The following is an 18,316-nucleotide window of genomic DNA, read 5'->3' as shown; positions in this document are numbered from 1 at the left end:
CGTCAATGCCGTCCTCTTCGGATTCTCGCCCACGCGGCCGCTCATGGCAGCCCCTGAAACGCCGGTGGTCCGGAGACGGCCCGGGAACGCAGGGCGAGCTTGTCGACCTTGCCGTTGACGTTGACGGGCAGCGCGTCCACCACCTCGACGCGCTTGGGCACCTTGTAGTTGGACATGTTGGCCTTCGCCCAGTCCAGCAGCGCGACGGCGGTGACGCGGGCGTCCGGCCGGGGCACCACGTACGCCACGCCGGCCTCGCCGGAGACCGCGTCGGGCACGCCGACCACGGCGGCCTGGGCCAGCGAGCCCTCCCGCAGCAGGAGCGCCTCGACCTCGGCGGGGGAGACGTTGAACCCGTTGACGATGTAGAGCTCCTTCTTCCTGTCCACGATGGCGAGGTTGCCGGCCTCGTCCAGCACGCCGATGTCGCCGGTGTGCAGCCAGCCGTCGGCGTCGATCACCTCGGCGGTCCTGGCGGGCTCGTCCCAGTATCCGCGCATGACGCCGTAGCCGCGTTGCAGGATCTCGCCGCGCGTGCCGGGCGCGACCTGCTCGCCGTCGTCGTCCACGATCTTGATCTCGATGCCCGGTACGGCCCTGCCGGTGGTGTTCGCGACCACGTCGATGGGGTCACCGGCCCGCGTCATGGACACGACCGTGCCCTCCATCAGCCCGTACGCGTTGATCATCCGTTCCAGGCCGACCCGCTCGGCCAGCCGGGTGATCAGCGTGGCGGGCACGGACGCGGCCCCGCAGATGGCCACGCGTAACGAGGAGACGTCCCGGTCGGCGCGCTCCAGCTCGTCCAGGATCCGGGCGAACAGAGTGGGCGGCCCGGCCAGGATCGTCACCCTCTCGTCGGAGATCAGCGACATCAGGGCGTCCGGCGAGAAGGACGGGATCGGCAACATCGTGGCCCGGCGCAGCACGCAGGCGACGAGCCCGGCGTTCAGCCCGAACCCGTGGTTGAACGGCGCGATCACCGGATAGCGGTCGTGCTCGTCCAGCGTGACGATCTCCGCCCAGTCCCAGTAGCCGCGCAGGACCTGGGCGTGGTCGAGCATCACCCCCTTGGGCGTGCCCGTGGTGCCGGACGTGGACATGATCTCGCACAGGTCGCCGGGCCCGACCCCGAGCGCCCGCTCCTCGGCCACCCGCCCGCTCACCCCGCCCGCGTCCAGGTCGCCCGCCGCGCGGACGGTCACCGGACCGTCCAGAGGCGGCAGCAGACCGGCGAGCGGCGGATCGCCGACGATCAGCACCTTCACCCCGGTACGGGCGATCAGCCCCGCCGCCTCGATGCCCTTGTACCGCGACGACAACGGCACGAGGACGGCCCCCGCGTCCCAGACGCCGAACGCGTGCCGCACCCAGGACGCCGAGTTCGAGCCCCAGATCGCCACCCGGTCGCCGGGCCCGACGCCGAGGGCGATCAGGCCGCGGGCCACCTCGGCGGCTCCCGCCCTGAGCTCCGACAGCGTGACCCGGGCGCCGCCCTCGACGACCACGACGTCGTCGGGATGGCGTTCGGCCTGGTCGCGCAGCATGCGGGGGAGCGTCCCCCAGTCGGGCATCGATGCCATCGGCTACTCCGTCGCGCTAGCTGAGGAGGGCTCTGTCCCGTCCGAGATGGTGGCCGCGCCGGTCGTCCACAGTGCCGGGCGCAGGGGTCTCCTGGACGTCCTGGGCGATCCGCACGTCGACGGAGATCGGGGTCAGGGCCCGTACGGCCTGCTCGATCCTCGACCGCCACATGGGGTTCCTGATCAGGCTCTCCCGGCCGAACGACACGGTCAGGGCGGCGGCGTCCAGGGTGCCCTGACGTTCGACCGACAACTCCCAGCCGGTCACGCCGTCGATCTTCGACAGTGCCTTCTCGATCCGGGGCAACGCCAGCCACACGCCCCTGACCAGCACGTGCTCGCCGACGGTGTGCGCGGGCGCGGGCAGCTCGGAGCCGTCGGCCCTGGCCACCAGCCCGGTCCTGAGCACGGCGTCGCCCAGCGTCGGGTGCCCGGACGGCGTGACGACCAGCTCGGCCAGCGCGGCCTCCTGACCGGCCCGGTCGTCCTTGGTCAGCGAGGCCAGGCCCAGCACGCCGTCCGCGAGCGGGGTGAGCGGCGCGTCCTCGGCCGTCCTGAACGCGAGCGCGCCGCCGCCGAACGGGTTGGCCAGCACCTCCGTGACCGCGCAGCCGAACTCGCCCGCCAGGTGTCCCATCGTGCGCTTGGAGGCGATCTCGCCGGTCAGGACGATGTGTTCCAGCCCGAGGTCGAGCGGGTCGAGGAGGAACTCCAGATGCAGGCGGGCCAGCAGGTCCATCGCGCCCGTCGGCGTGCTGACCAGCGTGGTCGCGCCGAGCGCGGTCAGCGCGTGGTGCAGGCGCAGGCGGCCGCGCGGCCCGACCGCGGCGGCGGCCCGCGCGACGTCCGCGGCGGCGGCGGCCCACAGCGCGCCCGCCGGTTCGGCGAGCGCCACCACGACCCGGTCACGCCCGCCGACGCCGGCCGCGCGCAGCGCCGCCCCGGTGAGCCCGGTCGCGGCGGCCTCCTGCGGGCCGGCCGGGAACACGCTGGACAGGTCGGGGGCCACGAGCAGCAGCCCTTCGGCGGAGCGTCCGGTCGCGGCGAGGTCGTCGCGGGTCAGCCAGCGGGCGGCCGTCAACGGGCCACCTCGTTCATGAACAGCGTCATCGACTCGCACACCCTCTCGTGGGCCAGCCCGCCGACCTGCGCCTGGATGATCAGGTCCGTGGCGCCCGCCTCGGCGATCCTGGCCAGGGCCTTGCGCGAGCCCTCCACGTCGTCCACCACGACCATGAGGTGCTCGCGCAGCGTGGCCATGGCCTCCTCGGGCGGCATCCCGGCGGCGAGCTGGCCCAGCACGCGGTGGGTGGCGTGCCGGGCGTCGTAGTAGTCGGGCGGGGTGACCAGGTTGACCTGGCGGCGGATGTACCACAGGACGGCGTCGGCGGCGGTGGCGGTGGCCTCGTCCCGGGTGGGGGCGGCGAACCAGGGGATCATCAGGGCGACCCGGCGGGAGTCGGGGTCGAAGCCGCTCTCGGCCAGGCACTCCCGATATTTCGCGATGTCGGCGGCGACGTCGTCGATGCCCTTGAGCATCGTCATGCCCAGCAGGTTGTAGCCGTGGCGGGCGGCGGCCAGGTAGCCCTCCAGCGAGGTGGAGGCCACCCACACGGGCGGGTGCGGCTCCTGGACCGGACGCGGGTAGACGGCCACGTCGGGAATCTCGAAGAACTCGTTCGACCTGCTGACCGGCTCGCCGTCGGCCCGCCAGATGGCCAGGATGGCCTCCAGCGAGTCCTCCCAGATCTGCCGCGACTTCTCGAACGGCTTCTGGAAGGCCTGGTACTCCAGGGGCGAGGCGCCGCGTCCCGTGCCGAACTCGACCCGGCCGCCGCTCAGCACGTCGAGGGTGGCGACCCGCTCGGCGGTGCGGATGGGGGACTGGAACGGCAGCAGCACCACGCCGAGCCCCAGGTGGATGCGCTCGGTGCGCTGGGAGATGGCCGCCAGGACCAGGTCGGGGGCGGAGGAGTGGGAGAAGCCCCTGGTGAAGTGGTGCTCGACGAACCAGGCCGTGTCGAACCCGAGCCGATCGCCGAGGACGACCTGCTCGATCACGTTCTGGAACGCCTGTTGCTCGACCTCGCGGGTGCGGCCGCGGACCTCCAGTTCGTACCCCAGGCTGATCCGTAGGGACGTCATCGCGCCTCCGGCGAAAGTAGTAAACCAAGCGCTCGCTTGGTAGAGACTATCAGGGCCGAAGTCTTGCGGGAAGGGCGCGCCGCCGATCAGAGTGGTTGCTCGTGAGGCGAAAGCACGCGCTGCGGCGGTCGAAGGACGGCACGTTCCACGACCATGGCGACGACGATCCCTCACTCTCCGACGCGCGCGGCTACGAGGCGTTCGGCCGGGTGATGGCCGCCCTCGCGACCGAGGCCGACTTCATCGAGTGCTGCCGCGACCTGACGTGGTGGCGCGGCGCCGACCGGAGCTGGCACATCGAGTGGCGCGACGGGCCCTACGCCTCGGAGGTGGCCGCGCTGCTCGCCGAGCAGGCGGGCGACGCCGACGAGTCCGAGCCCGCGGCCGCCGGCCACTCGGGCGCGGGCTCGGCGGTGCTGGAGGTGATGGGCGTGCGGTTCGAGCTGCGCGCGGTCGACCCCATGGGCCGGGCGCGGGTGCGTGCGCGTCCCGGGCTGTGGCGCCTGGCCGAGGCCCTCGACACCACCCGCCGCACCAACACCCGCCATCCGTGGGAGGAGCTGCTCGGCGGCTGAGCCGTGCTACGCCTCGCCGAAGACGTGCGGGGCCAGGCGGGCGCGGTGCGCCTGCGGCGGGCCGAGGAGCTGGGCGTCGGACGTGGCCCGCTTGAGATACCGGTGCGCCGGATGTTCCCAGGTCACCCCGATCCCGCCGTGCACCTGGATGTTCTCGCCCGCCGCCGTCAGGTAGGCCTCCGCGCAGTACGACCCCGCCACGGCGGCGAAGACGTCCGGCTCCGCTGCGGACTCGGCCGCCGACTCCGCCGACTCCGCCGCCGCGTGTGCCGCCGCGTGTGCCGCCGCGTGTGCCGCCGCGTGTGCCGCCGAGCGGGCGGACTCCACGAGCAGCAGCACGTCGGCCAGCTTGTGCTTGATCGCCTGGAACGAGCCGATCGGCCGGCCGAACTGCCGCCGCGACCGCGCGTACTCGGTGGCCATCTCCAGGCAGCGGGCCGCGCCGCCGGTCTGCTCGGCCGCCAGCGCCGCGATCCCGAGGTCCCGTACGCGGGCCCACGACGTCCCCGGGCCCAGCAGCCGCACGGGTGCGCGGTCGAAGGCGAGGCGGACCAGCGGCCGGGTCTCGTCCACGGTCGGGTACGCCGCCCGCCGCGTCGGCACGGCCTCCACCAGGTGCCCGCCGGCGTAGGCGAGCACGACCTCGCCCTCCAGCGCGTACGGCACCGCCCCCGAGAGCCGGTCGCCCTCCAGCAGCAGGTCGCCGTCGCCCGGCAGCACGACGGTCGCCGTCGCCGCCCCCGAGGCCAGCTCCGGCAGCAGCCGCGCGCGCGCCGCGCCGTCCCCGTCGGCCATGAGCGCGCCGACGGCCATCACGGCCGACTGCAGGAACGGGTGGGGTGACAGCGCGCGTCCCAGCTCCTCGGCCACGGCCGCCGCCTCCCGCGGGCCGCAGCCGGCGCCGCCGTACCGCTCGGGCACGAGCAGCCCCGCCACGCCCACGTCGCGCGCGAACGCCTGCCATGTCGCGTCCGGCCGGTCGGCGAGATAGGCGCGGACGACGGCGCCGAGCTCATCGGAGAGGGTCACCCGAGCATCCTAAACCAAGCGATTGCTTGCCTTAGATCCGGATGACCGAAATTTGCCTTTTTAGGATGGATACATAATCTGGATGTGGTCATCCCTAGACATTTCCGGGGGAGGGATTGACCAGGGAATGAAGATGAACCACACCGCAATCGAGTACGCCGACTTCGCCGAATGCGACCGGCGTCTGCGCCGCATGGAACACCACGTGCTGGCGGCCTTCCTGGCGGGACTGGCCGTGGGCCTGGTCGGCATGCTCACCGCCGGCAAAGGACCGGTCTGGTTCGGCCAGCTCTACGACCCGTACGCCTACCTGACCCTCGCGCTGGTCGTGGGCGCCACCGCGTCGGGGTTCGGCTGGGCGCTGCTGACCACGTTCCTGGCGGCGGTGTCCACCCTGGTCGCGGCCATGGGCGCGAGCGCGCTGCGCGGTGCGGACGGCTTCGACATCATCGGCGGCGGCGTCGCCGGCCTGAACTGGACGGTCGGCCTGCTCGTCGGCCTCGGCCTGCTCGCCTACGTCACCCGCAGGAGGGACGCCTGGGGCGACCTGGCCGCGGGCGCGATCGGCGCCCTGCTCATCGCCGACGTCGTCGACCGCGCGACCCCCGGGTTCATCGACAGCGAGCCGGCGTTCTGGCCGGGACCCGCCACCGTGGTCGCGCTGCTGGCCGTCGCCCTGGTCGTGGTGCTGCGCAGGAACAGGCGGGCCCGCGTGCGCGCGCTGGCCGTCTCGGCCGTCTTCGCGGGCCTGTTCTCGGTGGGCCTGGCCGTCTTCGTGGGCGGCTGGCTGCCCCTCTCCGCCTGATCGCACGCCCCGGCGATCCGGCCTCTCGTCCGTACGCGCCCGTTTAACGCCGAGCGGCATGGCTCCCCGAGTCGATAGCCTGTAGTCCTTCACATCCAGGCCCGAGCAAGGAGTAGCCGTGTTGCTGCGCATGTCGTCGTTGTTTCTTCGCACCCTGCGGGACGACCCGGCAGACGCGGAAGTGCCGAGCCACAAGCTCCTCGTCCGCGCCGGCTTCGTCCGCCGCGTGGCGCCCGGCATCTACTCGTGGCTGCCCCTCGGCAAGCTGGTGCTGGAGAACGTCACCAGGATCGTCCGCGAGGAGATGAACCGGATGGGCGGTCAGGAGGTGCTCTTCCCCGCCCTGCTGCCCCGCGAGTACTACGAGGCCACCGGCCGCTGGACCGAGTACGGCGACCTGCTGTTCCGGCTCCAGGACCGCAAGGGCTCCGACTACCTCCTCGGCCCCACGCACGAGGAGCTCTTCACCGACATGGTCAAGGGCGAATACTCCTCGTACAAGGACTACCCGGTCACGCTCTACCAGATCCAGACCAAATACCGCGACGAAGCCAGGCCCAGGGCCGGCATCCTGCGCGGCCGCGAGTTCCTGATGAAGGACTCCTACTCCTTCGACCTCGACGACGACGGCCTCAAGCGCTCCTACGAGCAGCACCGCGAGACCTACATCCGCACGTTCGACCGGCTCGGCATCGAGTACAAGATCGTGTTCGCCACCTCGGGCGCGATGGGCGGCTCGGCCTCCGAGGAGTTCCTGGCGCCCACCCCCACCGGCGAGGACACGTTCGTGGCCTGCCACTCCTGCGGCTACGCGGCCAACGCCGAGGCCGTCACCACCACCCCGCCGGCCGTCCGCGACCTCGACGGCGCCGCGCCGATGCGGGTCCTCGACACGCCCGACACCCCGACCATCGAGTCGCTGGTGTCCTATGTCAACGAGCGCCACGGCCTGTCCGTCACCGCCGCCGACACGCTGAAGAACGTCGTCGTCAAGGTCACCACGCCCGGCTCCGACAAGGTCGAGACGCTGATCGTCGGCGTGCCCGGCGACCGCGAGGTCGACTTCAAGCGCCTGGAGGCCGCGCTCTCGCCCGGCGAGCCCGCCATCTTCGAGGCCGCCGACTTCGCCGCCCACCCCGGTCTCGTACGCGGCTACATCGGCCCGCAGGTCCTGCGCGAGCTGGGCATCCGCTACCTCGTCGACCCCCGCGTCGTCACCGGCACCTCCTGGGTCACCGGCGCCAACGAGCCCGGCAAGCACGCCGTCGACGTGGTCGCCGGGCGCGACTTCGTCCCCGACGGCACGATCGAGGCCGCCGAGGTGCGCGCGGGCGACCCCTGCCCCCGCTGCGGCTCCCCGCTGTCCATCGACCGCGGCATCGAGATCGGCCACATCTTCCAGCTCGGCCGCAAGTACGCCGACGCGGCCGGCCTCGACGCCCTCGGCCCCGACGGCAAGCCCGTCCGCATCACCATGGGCTCGTACGGCATCGGCGTCTCCCGGGCCGTGGCCGTCATCGCCGAGCAGGCCCACGACCAGCTCGGCCTGGTGTGGCCGCGCGAGGTCGCGCCCGCCGACGTGCACATCGTCGGCACCGGCAAGGAGAACCAGGTCGAGGCCGCCCTTGAGCTGGCCGGCGAGCTGGAGGCGCAGGGGCTGCGGGTGCTCGTCGACGACCGTGCCCAGGTCTCGCCCGGCGTCAAGTTCAAGGACGCCGAACTGCTGGGCCTGCCGACGATCGTGGTGATCGGGCGCGGGCTGTCGCAGGGCGTCATCGAGCTGCGCGACCGGGTGACCGGCGTCAAGGAGGAGATCCCCCTCGCCGAGGCCGCCACGCGCATCCTGGCCGCCTGCCGCTGACCCGCCCGCCGTGGGGGCCGGGCCACCGTCCCGGCCCCGCGGTGGTCAGCCCCCGTCGGGGCCACGCCACCGGTCCGGCCCCGCGGTGGTCAGCCGCCGGGGCGCGACGGCGACGTCGTCGGGGCGGGGCTGCTGCCCGGCATGCCGGGGAAGGCCGCGGGCGGTGCCGGCTGGAAGGCGTAGGCGCGGGTCGCCGACTCCTGCATGGCCAGCGCCGCGTACCTGCGCAGCGTCGCGTCGCCGGCGGCGGCCAGCTCCAGATAGGCGGCCGTGATGCCGTTCTCCACCTGCGCCGCCAGCCGGGCGGCCTGCGCGCCGCCCGTGGGCACGTACGGCAGCGCGTAGGAGGGCTCCGACTCGTTCGGCCTGCCCCCGCGGCTGGTGATCAGGCTGCGGAGCTGATCGCGGTGGGCCCGGTGGGCGTCGTACGCGGCGCCGGTCAGGTCCCGCAGGGCGCCGCTCGTACGCGCCCCCAGGAGGCCGTAGGCGAACACGGCGGCGTGTTCGGCGGCCAGGGCCTTGCGCAGCTTCTCGATGTCGTCCCCGTCCACCACGACCCCGTTCACGATGATTTCGGCAGCGACACGGCGTGGACCGCCTCGCACGCCCCGATGCTGGCGATGAGCTGGGCCACGCCGGGGGACAGGCCGGCGAGCTGACGGGGCCGCTGGGCCGCCGCCCGGCGCTCGACGTCCCGCAGCCGCGCCAACGAGGGCTTGGGGGACTTCGACGGCGTGGCGGCGGGCGACGCGCCCGGCGAGACCGGCGCGGTCGGCGTGGCGGCGGGCGGTGTGCCCGCGGGCAGGTATTTGCGCAGCTCGGCCAGGTGCGCCTGGTGACGGGCGCGGAAGGGCTCCAGGGATTCGGCGCCGCCCGCGATCAGCGCCGAGTAGAGGGCGACCGTGCGTTCCTTGTCGGCGATCACCTGCCGCAGCAGGACGGTCTCGGGCGAGTCGGGCTCAGGGGCCGCGGGCTTGGCCGGGCCCGAGGCGCTGCAGGCCGTCAGGGCGGCCGCTCCGCCCGCCAGCACGGCTCGCCTGGAGAGGTGACGCGGGCGCACGGGCTTGGACCTCCGGTGACTACGGACCCGGTGACGACGGACCCCGGTGACCGGGATGCCGCCGGAGACGGCTCCAGGTGACTGCGGGCGCAGATAGCATCGTACGGGCTGGTGCCCGGGAACGCCGTCAGGCGACGCTCCGCCACTCGACCACGACGAGTGGCGCTCTCCTCGTGCCTCCGTACAGATAGGGTGTCAACTGTCGTCGCTGGCTGCGCAGCCGGCCGACGGAGAGCCAGTGGCGAGGTCCGCCCGGCTGAGACATGACAATAGGGGAGGTCGATATGGGCAGCGCATCATCCCGCGACCACCTGATGAAGCTCCTGGAGCCTGTGGTCGGCGCGGAGGGCCTCGATCTGGAGGACGTCACGGTCACCCAGGCGGGCAAGAGGCGGTTGCTGCGCGTGATCGTCGATCGCGACGGCGGCGTGAGCCTCGACGACATCGCCGACGTGAGCCAGGCCGTCTCCACCGCGCTCGACGAGGACGACGTGATGGGGCAGGCCGCCTACACGCTTGAGGTCTCCTCTCCGGGCGTCGACCGCCCGCTCACCGAGCCGCGCCACTGGCGCCGTGCCGCCAAGCGGCTGGTGAAGGCCGAGATGAGAGACGGCACCGTGGTGGAGGGCCGCATCCTGGCGGCGGACGAGAGCGGCGTCGACCTCGACGTCGCGGGCTCCGCGCGCCGGCTCGATTACCAGGACCTGACCCGAGGCCGGGTGCAGGTGGAGTTCCGCCGGATCGACGACACCGACGACGTCGACGGCGACGAAGGCTAAGGGGGAAGCCTCGTGGACATCGACATGAGCGTCCTGCGCAGCCTGGAGCGGGAGAAGGACATCTCCTTCGACCTGGTCGTCAAGGCGATCGAGGACGCGCTGCTGATCGCCTACTTCCGCACCGAGGGCGCTGCGCCCAAGGCACGCGCCGAGCTCGACCGCGGCAGCGGTCACGTCACGATCTGGGCGGCCGAGCTCGACGACGAGGGCGACGTCGTCAGGGAGTTCGACGACACTCCGGGCAATTTCAGCCGGATCGCCGCGACCACCGCCAAGCAGGTCATCCTGCAGCAGCTCCGCGACGCCGAGGACGAGATCAACTTCGGCGAGTTCGCCAGCCGCGAGGGCGAGCTGGTCTCGGGTGTGATCCAGCAGGGCAAGGACCCGCGCGTGGTGCTGGTCGACCTCGGCAAGATCGAGGCCGTCCTGCCGCACGCCGAGCAGGTCCCCGGCGAGGACTACGTGCACGGCGAGCGCATCCGCGCCTACGTGGTGCAGGTGAAGAAGGGTCACAAGGGGCCGTCGGTGACGCTGTCGCGCACCCACCCCGGCCTGGTCAAGAAGCTCTTCGCGCTGGAGGTGCCCGAGATCGCCGACGGCACCGTCGAGATCGCCGCGGTGGCCCGCGAGGCCGGCCACCGTACGAAGATCGCGGTCAGGTCGCGCAAGCCGGGCGTCAACGCCAAGGGCGCCTGCATCGGCCCGATGGGCTCGCGCGTCCGCAACGTGATGACCGAGCTGCACGGCGAGAAGATCGACATCATCGACTGGTCCGAGGATCCGGGCGACTTCGTGGGGAATGCGCTGTCTCCTGCGCGTGTTTCCCATGTCGAGGTTCTCGATCTCGAAGGACGGGTCGCAAGAGTGACGGTCCCCGACTACCAGCTTTCGCTGGCCATCGGTAAGGAAGGGCAGAACGCCCGGCTTGCCGCCAGGCTCACCGGATGGCGCATTGACATCCGGCCTGACACCCAAGCCGAGGATGCCGCCGGTTCCGTAGATGCGTCAACACGGTAAGCTGGAATATGGTGGCCACGCGGCCCCACAGCGCACCTGTGTGGGCTGCAGGGTTCGCACGGCTAAGTCCGAGCTGCTCCGTCTGGTGCGGATCGAGGACCATGTGGTCCCTGATCTGCGAGGACGGCTTTCTGGCCGCGGTGCATCGCTGCATCCGTCCTTGAGCTGTCTGGAGCTCGCCGAGCGCCGCCGAGCGTTCCCGCGCGCGTTCCGCGTGCCGGGGCCGCTTGACGTCGCAGGTGTGCGGGCACACCTGGAGGGAGAATCACGAAATGTCATGTAGGACGCCGAGTTGATGGGCGGAGTCAGATTGCTATGAGCGCCTGATGAGCACGCGGCGATGAAGACGTCAAGTTAACGACGGTCCGGACGGCACAGCCAGCCTCCCGGGCCGAGTAAGGGAGTGCAGTGGCGAAGGTCCGGGTATACGAGCTCGCTAAGGAGTTCGGCGTAGAGAGCAAGGTCGTCATGGCCAAGCTCCAAGAGATGGGGGAGTTCGTCCGTTCGGCGTCCTCGACCATCGAGGCGCCGGTGGTCCGCAGGCTCACCGAAGCTCTGGGCGCATCGAAGGGTGGGCCCTCCAGGGGCGGCGGTTCGTCGTCCAACAGGCCGCAGCCGCCGAAGGCTGCGCCCCGTCCGGCCGAACAGCAGGCCGGCAACGGCGCCGCGGAGGCGCCGACCCCAACTGCTCCGCGTCCAGGTCCGGGTCCGAGGCCCGGCCCGCGTCCCGGCCCCGCGACCGGCGCTCAGCCGCGTCCGCCGGTGCCGATGCCCCACCAGCCGCAGCAGCAGCCCGAGGCGGCGCGCGGCGAGACCTCCGGGGCTCCGCAGGCCCGCTTCGAGAGCGCGGCCGGTTCCGGCGCGCCCTCGCGTCCGACTCCGGGGCCGCGTCCGGGTCCCGCCGCCCGTCCGGGTCCCAAGCCCGGTCCGGCGCCTCGTCCCGGGCAGCCTTCCGGTGGCGGCGGCGGTCAGCAGCAGGCTCCGCGTCCGGGTGCGCCCGCAGGCGGCGGCCCGCGTCCTGGTCCCGGTCCCAAGCCGGGTCCGCGTGGCCCGCGTCCGGGCAACAACCCGTTCTCGTCCAACGCCAGCGGCATGGGCCAGTCCCGTCCGCCGCGTCCCGGCGGTGGCCGCGACGGCGGTGGCCCCGGCCAGCGCGAGCGTCGTGAGGGTCCGCCGCGTGACGGCGCGGGTCCCCGTCCGCCGCGTCCCGGTGGCGGCGGCGAGGCCGGTCCGCGTCCCGCTGGTCCGCGTCCCGGTCCGCCCGGTGCGGCCGGTCCGCGTCCCGGTCCCGGCGCGGGTGGTCCCCGTCCGGGTGGGCCGCGTCCCAACCCGATGATGATGCCGCAGGGTCGTCCTGCCGGTCCGGGCGGTGGCCCGCGTCCCGGTGGTGGCGGCGGTGGCGGTCGTCCCGGCGGCGGTGGCGGCGGTGGCCGTCCCGGCGGTGGCGGCGGTCGTCCCGGTGGCGGCGGCGGTTTCGCCGGTCGTCCCGGTGGCGGCGGCGCCGGTCCCCGTACCGGCACCGGTGGTCCCGGTGGCGGCGGCGGTGGTTTCGCCGGTCGTCCGGGTGGCGGCGGCCGTGGTCGCGGCGGTGGCACGGCGGGCGCGTTCGGGCGTCCCGGTGGCCGTCCCGCGCGTGGTCGTAAGAGCAAGCGTCAGAGGCGCCAGGAGTTCGACAACATGTCGGCGCCGGCGATCGGCGGTGTGCAGGTCGCTCGCGGCAACGGCGCGACGATCCGCCTGCCGCGCGGTGCGTCGCTGTCCGACTTCGCCGACCGCATCGGCGCGAACCCCGCCTCGCTCGTGCAGATCATGCTGCACCTCGGCGAGATGGTGACCGCGACCCAGTCGGTCAACGAGGAGACGTTGCAGCTCCTCGGCGCGGAGCTCGACTACAACATCCAGGTCGTCAGCCCGGAGGAGGAGGACCGCGAGCTTCTCGAGGCCTTCGACATCGAGTTCGGCGAGGACGAGGGCGACGAGGGCGACCTTGCCGCGCGTCCGCCGGTCGTGACCGTCATGGGTCACGTCGACCACGGTAAGACCAAGCTGCTCGACGCCATCCGCAAGACCAACGTGGTGGCGCGCGAGGCCGGTGGCATCACCCAGCACATCGGTGCCTACCAGGTCCCCGCGGTGCACGAGGGCGAAGACCGGAAGATCACCTTCATCGACACCCCGGGTCACGAGGCGTTCACCGCCATGCGTGCCCGAGGCGCCAAGTCCACCGACATCGCGGTGCTGGTGGTCGCGGCCGACGACGGTGTGAAGCCGCAGACGATCGAGGCGCTCAACCACGCCCAGGCGGCCGACGTGCCGGTCGTGGTCGCGGTCAACAAGGTCGACAAGGAGGGTGCCGACCCCAACAAGGTCCGCGCCCAGCTCACCGAGTACGGCCTGGTCGCCGAGGAGTACGGCGGCTCGACCCTGTTCGTCGACATCTCGGCGAAGAACGGCACGGGCATCGACAACCTCCTCGAGGCCATCCTGCTCACCGCCGACGCCGAGCTCGACCTGCGGGCCAACCCGACGATGGACGCCCAGGGCATCGCGATCGAGGCCCACCTCGACAAGGGCCGCGGCCCCGTCGCGACCGTCCTGGTCCAGCGCGGCACGCTGCGCGTGGGCGACTCGATCGTGTGTGGCGAGGCCTTCGGCCGCGTCCGCGCGATGCTCGACGACAACGGCGACGCGGTCGAAGAGGCCACGCCGTCGCGTCCGGTCCTGGTGATGGGTCTGACGGCCGTTCCCGGCGCCGGTGACAACTTCATCGTCGTCACCGACGACCGCATGGCCCGCCAGATCGCCCAGCAGCGCGCGGCGCGCAAGCGCAGCGCCGACATGGCGAAGTCGAGCCGCCGCCTCACCCTCGAGGAGCTGTTCAGCAACCTCGAGAAGGGTCGCGTCGACGAGCTCAAGCTCATCATCAAGGGTGACGTGTCCGGTTCGGTGGAGGCCCTGGAAGACGCCCTGCTCAAGATCGACGTCGGCGACGAGGTCAGGCTCCGTGTCCTGCACCGCGCGGTCGGCGCCATCACCGAGTACGACGTCAACCTGGCCGTCGCCGACGACAACGCGGTCATCATCGGCTTCAACGTCCGCCCCGAGCCTCGGGCGCGCGACCTGGCCGAGCGCGAGGGCGTCGACATCCGCTACTACTCGGTCATCTACCAGGCGATCGAGGAAATCGAAGCGGCGCTCAAGGGCATGCTCAAGCCCGAGTTCGAAGAGGTCCAGATGGGCACCGCCGAAGTCCGCGAGGTCTTCAAGGTGCCGAAGATCGGCAACGTCGCCGGTTCGCTGGTCCGCTCCGGCACGATCGTCCGCAACAGCAAGGCCAGGGTGATCCGCGATGGCGTCGTCATCGCCGACAACCTGACCGTCTCGTCCCTGCGTCGCTTCAAGGATGACGCCACCGAGGTCCGTGAGGGCTTCGAGTGCGGTATCGGTGTCGGCTACAACGACATCCGGATCGACGACACGATCGAGACGTTCGAGATGCGGGAGAAGCCGCGGGTCTGACCCGCGGCCGGGCGCCCGGCGGAACCTCCGCCGGGCGCCTCTCGCACGTCCGGGCCCCCTTCCCACCGCAGTGGACCGGCCGTGCTTCCACCCCACCAGGCCAAGCGGTGGTTTCACACGATGTATGTGGGTGCTCTGACCCTGGACATCCTGCTCGGCGACGTTCGGTCGCTGAAGCAGAAGCGCTCTGTCGTCCGGCCTCTGATCGCGGAGTTGCAGCGACGTTACCCGTCCATCGCGGTGGCCGAGACCGGTCATCTTGACCTGCATCGCAGGTGCGAGGTCGGCGTCGCGGTGATCTCCGCCTCCGCGGGTAACTGCAAAGAGGTGATGGACGCCTGCGAGCGGATGGTGGCCTTCCGCCCTGACATCGAGTTGCTGTCAGCCAGACAGCGCCTCTACAACGACGAAGATTGAACGACAGCACGGCCAGGTCGTGCGTGAGGGGGAGCGAACATGGTGGATGCCGCACGAGCGCGCAAGCTCGCCGACCGCATCCAGCAGATCGTCGCCGAGATGCTGGAGCGCCGGATCAAGGACCCGCGCCTGGGCTTCGTCACCGTGACCGACACGCGCATCACGGCTGACCTGCGCGAGGCGACGGTGTTCTACACGGTGTTCGGCTCCGACGCCGAGCGGTCCGACAGCGCGGCCGCCCTCGCAAGCGCCAAGGGCATCATCCGCGCCGAGGTGGGCCGCCAGACCGGCGTGCGTTTCACCCCGACGTTGACGTTCCGGCACGACCCGCTGCCCGACAGTGCCCGCCAGCTCGACGACCTGATCAACGCCGCCAGGGCACGGGACGCCGAGGTGGCGCGCAAGGCCGAGGGCGCGGCCTACGCCGGAGAGTCCGACCCGTACAAGAAGCCCGATGAGGGTGAGGACGACCAGGCGTGACGTCCCACGTGGCCCGAGCCGAGTGGCCCTCCCAGGAGACCTTGGGCATCCCCAAGGCCGCCTGGGAGCGCGCGATCCAGCTCATCGACCAGGTCGACGAGGTCGCCCTGGCCTGTCACGTGTCGCCCGACGGCGACGCGCTCGGCTCGATGCTGGCCGTCGGTTACGTGCTGCGCTCGATCGGCAAGCGGGTCGTGGCCTCCTTCGGCGACGAGTACTTCGCGGTCCCGCGGATCCTGCGGTTCCTGCCGGGGCAGGAGATGTTGTGCCCGCCGGCCGACTACCCCGAGGCGCCGGCGTTGATGATCACCTTCGACTCGTCCACGTTCGAGCGGCTGGGCCTGCTCAGCCCCAACGCGGCCAGGGCCGAAGAGGTCATCGTGATCGACCATCACCCGTCCAACGCCGGGTTCGGCACGCACAGCCTCATCGACCCGCAGGCGGCGGCCACGGCCATGCTGGCCGAGCAGCTCATCTACCGGCTCGGCGGCAGTCTCGACCGGGACATCGCCACCTGCCTGTACACGGGGCTGGTGACCGACACGGGGTCCTTCCGCTACGCCTCGACCACGCCTGCCGTGCACCGGATGGCGTCCCGGCTGGTGGCCACCGGCCTGCACACCGACGAGATCGCCCGCGAGCTGTGGGACCGCGCGCCGTTCGGCTACCTCAAGGTGCTGGCCAGGGCGCTCGACCGGGTGCAGCTTGAGGGCTCGCTGGTCTGGACGTACGTGCCGCGGGTCGACCGGGCCGCGTACGGGCTGCCGTACTCGGAGATCGAGGGCATGATCGACATCGTCCGGCGGGCCGACGAGGCCGAGGTCGCGGTCGTGCTCAAGGAGGACGACCACGGCGACTGGCAGGTGTCGACCAGGTCCAAGGGCGAGGTCGACGTGGCAGCCGTGTGCGCCGCGCTGGGCGGCGGCGGGCATCACAACGCGGCCGGGTTCACCTCCTACGACAGCGTGGAGGAGACCATGGCCAAGTTCAGACGAGAGCTGGGGAAGGCTGGATGGCCGAGAGCGGTCTGATCATCGTCGACAAGCCGGGCGAGTGGACTTCGCACGACGTGGTGGCCCGGATGCGGCGCATCGCGGGCACCCGCCGGGTCGGGCACGCCGGCACCCTCGACCCGATGGCCACCGGCGTGCTGGTGATCGGCGTGGAGAAGGCGACCCGGCTGCTCGGGCACCTGGCGCTGACGGAGAAGGTCTACGAGGCCACGATCCGGCTGGGCGTGACCACCAACACCGACGACGCCGAGGGCGAGACCGTGGCCACGGCGTCGGCGGCGGAGGTCGAGGCCGCCGAGGTGCACAAGGGCGTCGCGGCGCTCACCGGCGCCATCATGCAGGTGCCGCCGCAGGTCAGCGCGATCAAGGTGAACGGGCAGCGGGCGTACAAGATGGCCCGCGCGGGCGAGGAGGTCGCGCTCGCGGCCCGTCCCGTGACCGTGTACGGCTTCGACGTGCTCGACATCAGGGCCGCCGGCGACGTCGTGGACGTCGACGCGGTCGTGACCTGCTCCAGCGGCACCTACATCCGGGCCCTGGCCCGCGACCTGGGCGCCGCGCTCGGCGTCGGTGGCCACCTGACGAGCCTGCGCCGGACCCGGGTCGGCCCCTACGACCTGTCGCTGGCCCGGAGCATCGACCAGCTCGCCGAGGAGTGCGTGGTGCTGCCGATCGGCGAGGCGGTGGCGGCGGCGTTCCCGCGCCGGGACGTGACCGCCGAGGAGGCACGCGTGATCGGCCACGGCGGCCGGCTGCCCGCGGCCGGGCTCGGCAGCGGGCCCATCGGCGTGTTCGGGCCGGAGGGCGAGCTGCTGGCGCTGGTGGAGGAGCAGGGCCGGATCGCCAAGCCGCTGGCCGTCTTCGCCGGTTGAGCGGCCGCCGCCGGCTGCCTGTCTTCGCCCGGCTGAGCGCCCGCCCCCGGAGAGGCGGCGGTCAGGCGGGTTTGCGGGCGACCAGGATGTCGCGGACGATCGCCTGGTCGACCCAGTGCTCGAAGTCGGGGTAGTCCATGACCTCCAGGCCGGCGCCGGTGAGGATCGCGGCCAGCTCGGCGCTCTTGCCGCCGTAGGTGTTCCAGGAGATGCCCATCGCGCCGCCGGGGCGCAGCAGCTCGGCCCAGATCGGCACGGCCTGCCTCAGCAGCTCCAGCGGGCTGCGGGACAGGCCGCCGCCGCCCTTGCTGCCGTGCTGGACGCCGTAGGGGGCGTCGGTCACGACGACGTCGAACGAGCGGGGCCTGAAGAACTCACGGCTCTTGAGGGTGTCGGCGTTGACCACGGCGAGCTGCTGGACGTCGCCCTCCTTGACGGCCTCCTTGGACAGCCCGAACGTGACGTTGAGCCGCCGCCCGACCAGCGCCCGCGCCCGCCGCACCGGCACGGTCTCGGCGGTGTGCTTGAGCCGCTTGTTGCGCAGCCAGGTCTTGATGAAGTTCGTGTACGCCTCGAAGTCCTTGCCGTCGACGTCGAGGCCGTAGGCGTCGTAGCCGTACATGAGGGCCTGGTTGAGGGTGGTGCCGCGGCCGCACATCGGGTCGAACACCGACAACCTGTCGGACATGGGCCGGTCGGCGGCGAGCACGGTGACGTTGAGCAGCAGCTTGGTGAAGTGCTCGTTGGTCTTGCCGGCGTATTTCTGGATGGTGAGCAGGTCGCTGCTCAGCCGGTCGAGCGGGCGCATGGCCAGCGGCCGGAGAAGGTCGCCCTCGACGCCGAAGACCGCGTAGACGGAGGAGAGGTTGGACAGCAGCGCGACGTCGGCCTCGGAGAGCGGCTCGGCGGTCTCGAACGTGATGTACGGGACACCGCCGATGGTGGTCTCCGCGCTGTCGAGCACGGTGTTCTCGATGGCGTGGTCGCTGAAGACGGCCAGCTCGCCCCTGGTCAGGCGTGGGGAGCTCTCGCCGTAGACCCGGTTGAAGGCGGGCAGGATCAGGAGCGCGTATCGAGGCATGATGGCTCATCCTACTTGCGGGAATACCGCGCTCCGCCCCTCGATTGGAGGTGAGCGGCAGGTGCATGGCAGGCTTGTGT

Annotated in this window: 18 protein-coding genes; 11 read left to right on the top strand and 7 right to left on the bottom strand. The window is 71.9% G+C overall.

What is annotated here, in order from left to right; all coding sequences use genetic code 11:
• Positions 1-41: 41 nt before the first annotated feature.
• Genes ABZ815_RS05955 through ABZ815_RS05945 form a run of 3 tightly spaced genes read right to left on the bottom strand, consistent with a single transcriptional unit; the run spans position 42 to position 3,728 of the window.
• Positions 42-1,583 (bottom strand): AMP-binding protein, encoded by a 1,542-nt coding sequence (locus tag ABZ815_RS05955; protein WP_357694440.1) that lies wholly within the window; start codon positions 1,581-1,583, stop codon positions 42-44.
• A 16-nt stretch (positions 1,584-1,599) separates the two neighbouring features.
• A complete protein-coding gene (locus ABZ815_RS05950) occupies positions 1,600-2,664 on the bottom strand; it encodes a hypothetical protein (RefSeq protein WP_357694438.1) in 1,065 nt (354 codons plus the stop codon).
• The gene (locus tag ABZ815_RS05945; protein ID WP_357694436.1) at positions 2,661-3,728 is read right to left on the bottom strand and encodes an LLM class flavin-dependent oxidoreductase; all 1,068 of its coding nucleotides are present in this window, start codon (positions 3,726-3,728) and stop codon (positions 2,661-2,663) included. Before ABZ815_RS05945 ends, ABZ815_RS05950 begins: the two co-directional genes overlap by 4 nt.
• A gap of 101 nt (positions 3,729-3,829) precedes the next feature.
• Here ABZ815_RS05945 and ABZ815_RS05940 point away from each other — a divergent pair, with 101 nt between their 5' ends.
• A complete protein-coding gene (locus tag ABZ815_RS05940; RefSeq protein WP_357694434.1) occupies positions 3,830-4,303 on the top strand; it encodes a hypothetical protein in 474 nt (157 codons plus the stop codon).
• Positions 4,304-4,309: 6 nt separating this feature from the next.
• On the opposite strand, the gene ABZ815_RS05935 is transcribed toward ABZ815_RS05940, so the two are convergent.
• Entirely contained in the window at positions 4,310-5,332 is a 1,023-nt protein-coding gene (locus ABZ815_RS05935; RefSeq protein ID WP_357694432.1) for an acyl-CoA dehydrogenase family protein, read from the bottom strand.
• A 133-nt stretch (positions 5,333-5,465) separates the two neighbouring features.
• On the opposite strand from ABZ815_RS05935, the gene ABZ815_RS05930 reads away from it, so the two are divergent.
• Together ABZ815_RS05930 and ABZ815_RS05925 are read left to right on the top strand one after the other, a co-directional pair.
• Complete coding sequence (locus ABZ815_RS05930; protein WP_357694430.1) at positions 5,466-6,137, top strand: hypothetical protein; 672 nt, start codon at positions 5,466-5,468, stop codon at positions 6,135-6,137.
• 118 nt (positions 6,138-6,255) lie between these two features.
• Positions 6,256-7,998 carry a proline--tRNA ligase gene (locus ABZ815_RS05925; RefSeq protein ID WP_357694428.1) on the top strand — a complete coding sequence of 581 codons (1,743 nt, stop codon included), beginning with the start codon at positions 6,256-6,258 and terminating at the stop codon, positions 7,996-7,998.
• Between the two features lie 89 nt (positions 7,999-8,087).
• Here ABZ815_RS05925 and ABZ815_RS05920 read toward each other — a convergent pair whose 3' ends face one another.
• Both ABZ815_RS05920 and ABZ815_RS05915 read right to left on the bottom strand, forming a co-directional pair.
• Positions 8,088-8,564 (bottom strand): ferritin-like domain-containing protein, encoded by a 477-nt coding sequence (locus ABZ815_RS05920; RefSeq protein WP_357694426.1) that lies wholly within the window; start codon positions 8,562-8,564, stop codon positions 8,088-8,090.
• Positions 8,561-9,058 carry a hypothetical protein gene (locus ABZ815_RS05915; RefSeq protein ID WP_357694424.1) on the bottom strand — a complete coding sequence of 166 codons (498 nt, stop codon included), beginning with the start codon at positions 9,056-9,058 and terminating at the stop codon, positions 8,561-8,563. Before ABZ815_RS05915 ends, ABZ815_RS05920 begins: the two co-directional genes overlap by 4 nt.
• A 284-nt stretch (positions 9,059-9,342) precedes the next feature.
• On the opposite strand from ABZ815_RS05915, the gene rimP reads away from it, so the two are divergent.
• From rimP to truB, 8 genes are all read left to right on the top strand, one after another.
• A complete protein-coding gene (rimP, locus tag ABZ815_RS05910) occupies positions 9,343-9,837 on the top strand; it encodes a ribosome maturation factor RimP (RefSeq protein ID WP_357694422.1) in 495 nt (164 codons plus the stop codon).
• 12 nt (positions 9,838-9,849) lie between these two features.
• The gene (gene nusA, locus ABZ815_RS05905) at positions 9,850-10,854 is read left to right on the top strand and encodes a transcription termination factor NusA (protein ID WP_357694420.1); all 1,005 of its coding nucleotides are present in this window, start codon (positions 9,850-9,852) and stop codon (positions 10,852-10,854) included.
• Positions 10,838-11,137, top strand: coding sequence for a YlxR family protein (locus ABZ815_RS05900; protein WP_357694418.1), 300 nt, complete (start codon positions 10,838-10,840; stop codon positions 11,135-11,137). The genes nusA and ABZ815_RS05900 overlap by 17 nt, the downstream gene beginning before the upstream one ends.
• A 125-nt stretch (positions 11,138-11,262) precedes the next feature.
• The gene (infB, locus tag ABZ815_RS05895) at positions 11,263-14,373 is read left to right on the top strand and encodes a translation initiation factor IF-2 (protein ID WP_357694416.1); all 3,111 of its coding nucleotides are present in this window, start codon (positions 11,263-11,265) and stop codon (positions 14,371-14,373) included.
• 120 nt (positions 14,374-14,493) lie between these two features.
• Entirely contained in the window at positions 14,494-14,790 is a 297-nt protein-coding gene (locus ABZ815_RS05890; protein WP_357694667.1) for a DUF503 domain-containing protein, read from the top strand.
• Between the two features lie 39 nt (positions 14,791-14,829).
• Positions 14,830-15,270 (top strand): 30S ribosome-binding factor RbfA, encoded by a 441-nt coding sequence (gene rbfA, locus ABZ815_RS05885; RefSeq protein WP_357694414.1) that lies wholly within the window; start codon positions 14,830-14,832, stop codon positions 15,268-15,270.
• Positions 15,267-16,301: a bifunctional oligoribonuclease/PAP phosphatase NrnA gene (locus ABZ815_RS05880; RefSeq protein ID WP_357694412.1), complete on the top strand. Its 1,035-nt coding sequence runs from the start codon at positions 15,267-15,269 to the stop codon at positions 16,299-16,301. The genes rbfA and ABZ815_RS05880 overlap by 4 nt, the downstream gene beginning before the upstream one ends.
• On the top strand, positions 16,283-17,155 hold the full coding sequence (gene truB / locus ABZ815_RS05875; protein ID WP_357694410.1) for a tRNA pseudouridine(55) synthase TruB: 873 nt from the start codon (positions 16,283-16,285) through the stop codon (positions 17,153-17,155). The genes ABZ815_RS05880 and truB overlap by 19 nt, the downstream gene beginning before the upstream one ends.
• A 61-nt stretch (positions 17,156-17,216) precedes the next feature.
• Here truB and ABZ815_RS05870 read toward each other — a convergent pair whose 3' ends face one another.
• Positions 17,217-18,236: an SAM-dependent methyltransferase gene (locus ABZ815_RS05870; protein WP_357694408.1), complete on the bottom strand. Its 1,020-nt coding sequence runs from the start codon at positions 18,234-18,236 to the stop codon at positions 17,217-17,219.
• Positions 18,237-18,316 lie beyond the last annotated feature (80 nt).

It is taken from the genome of Nonomuraea sp. NPDC047529 (genome assembly GCF_040642995.1).
Classification (GTDB): domain Bacteria; phylum Actinomycetota; class Actinomycetes; order Streptosporangiales; family Streptosporangiaceae; genus Nonomuraea.
Note: the sequence above shows the minus strand (reverse complement) of the source record. Positions and strands in the feature narration are given on the sequence as shown.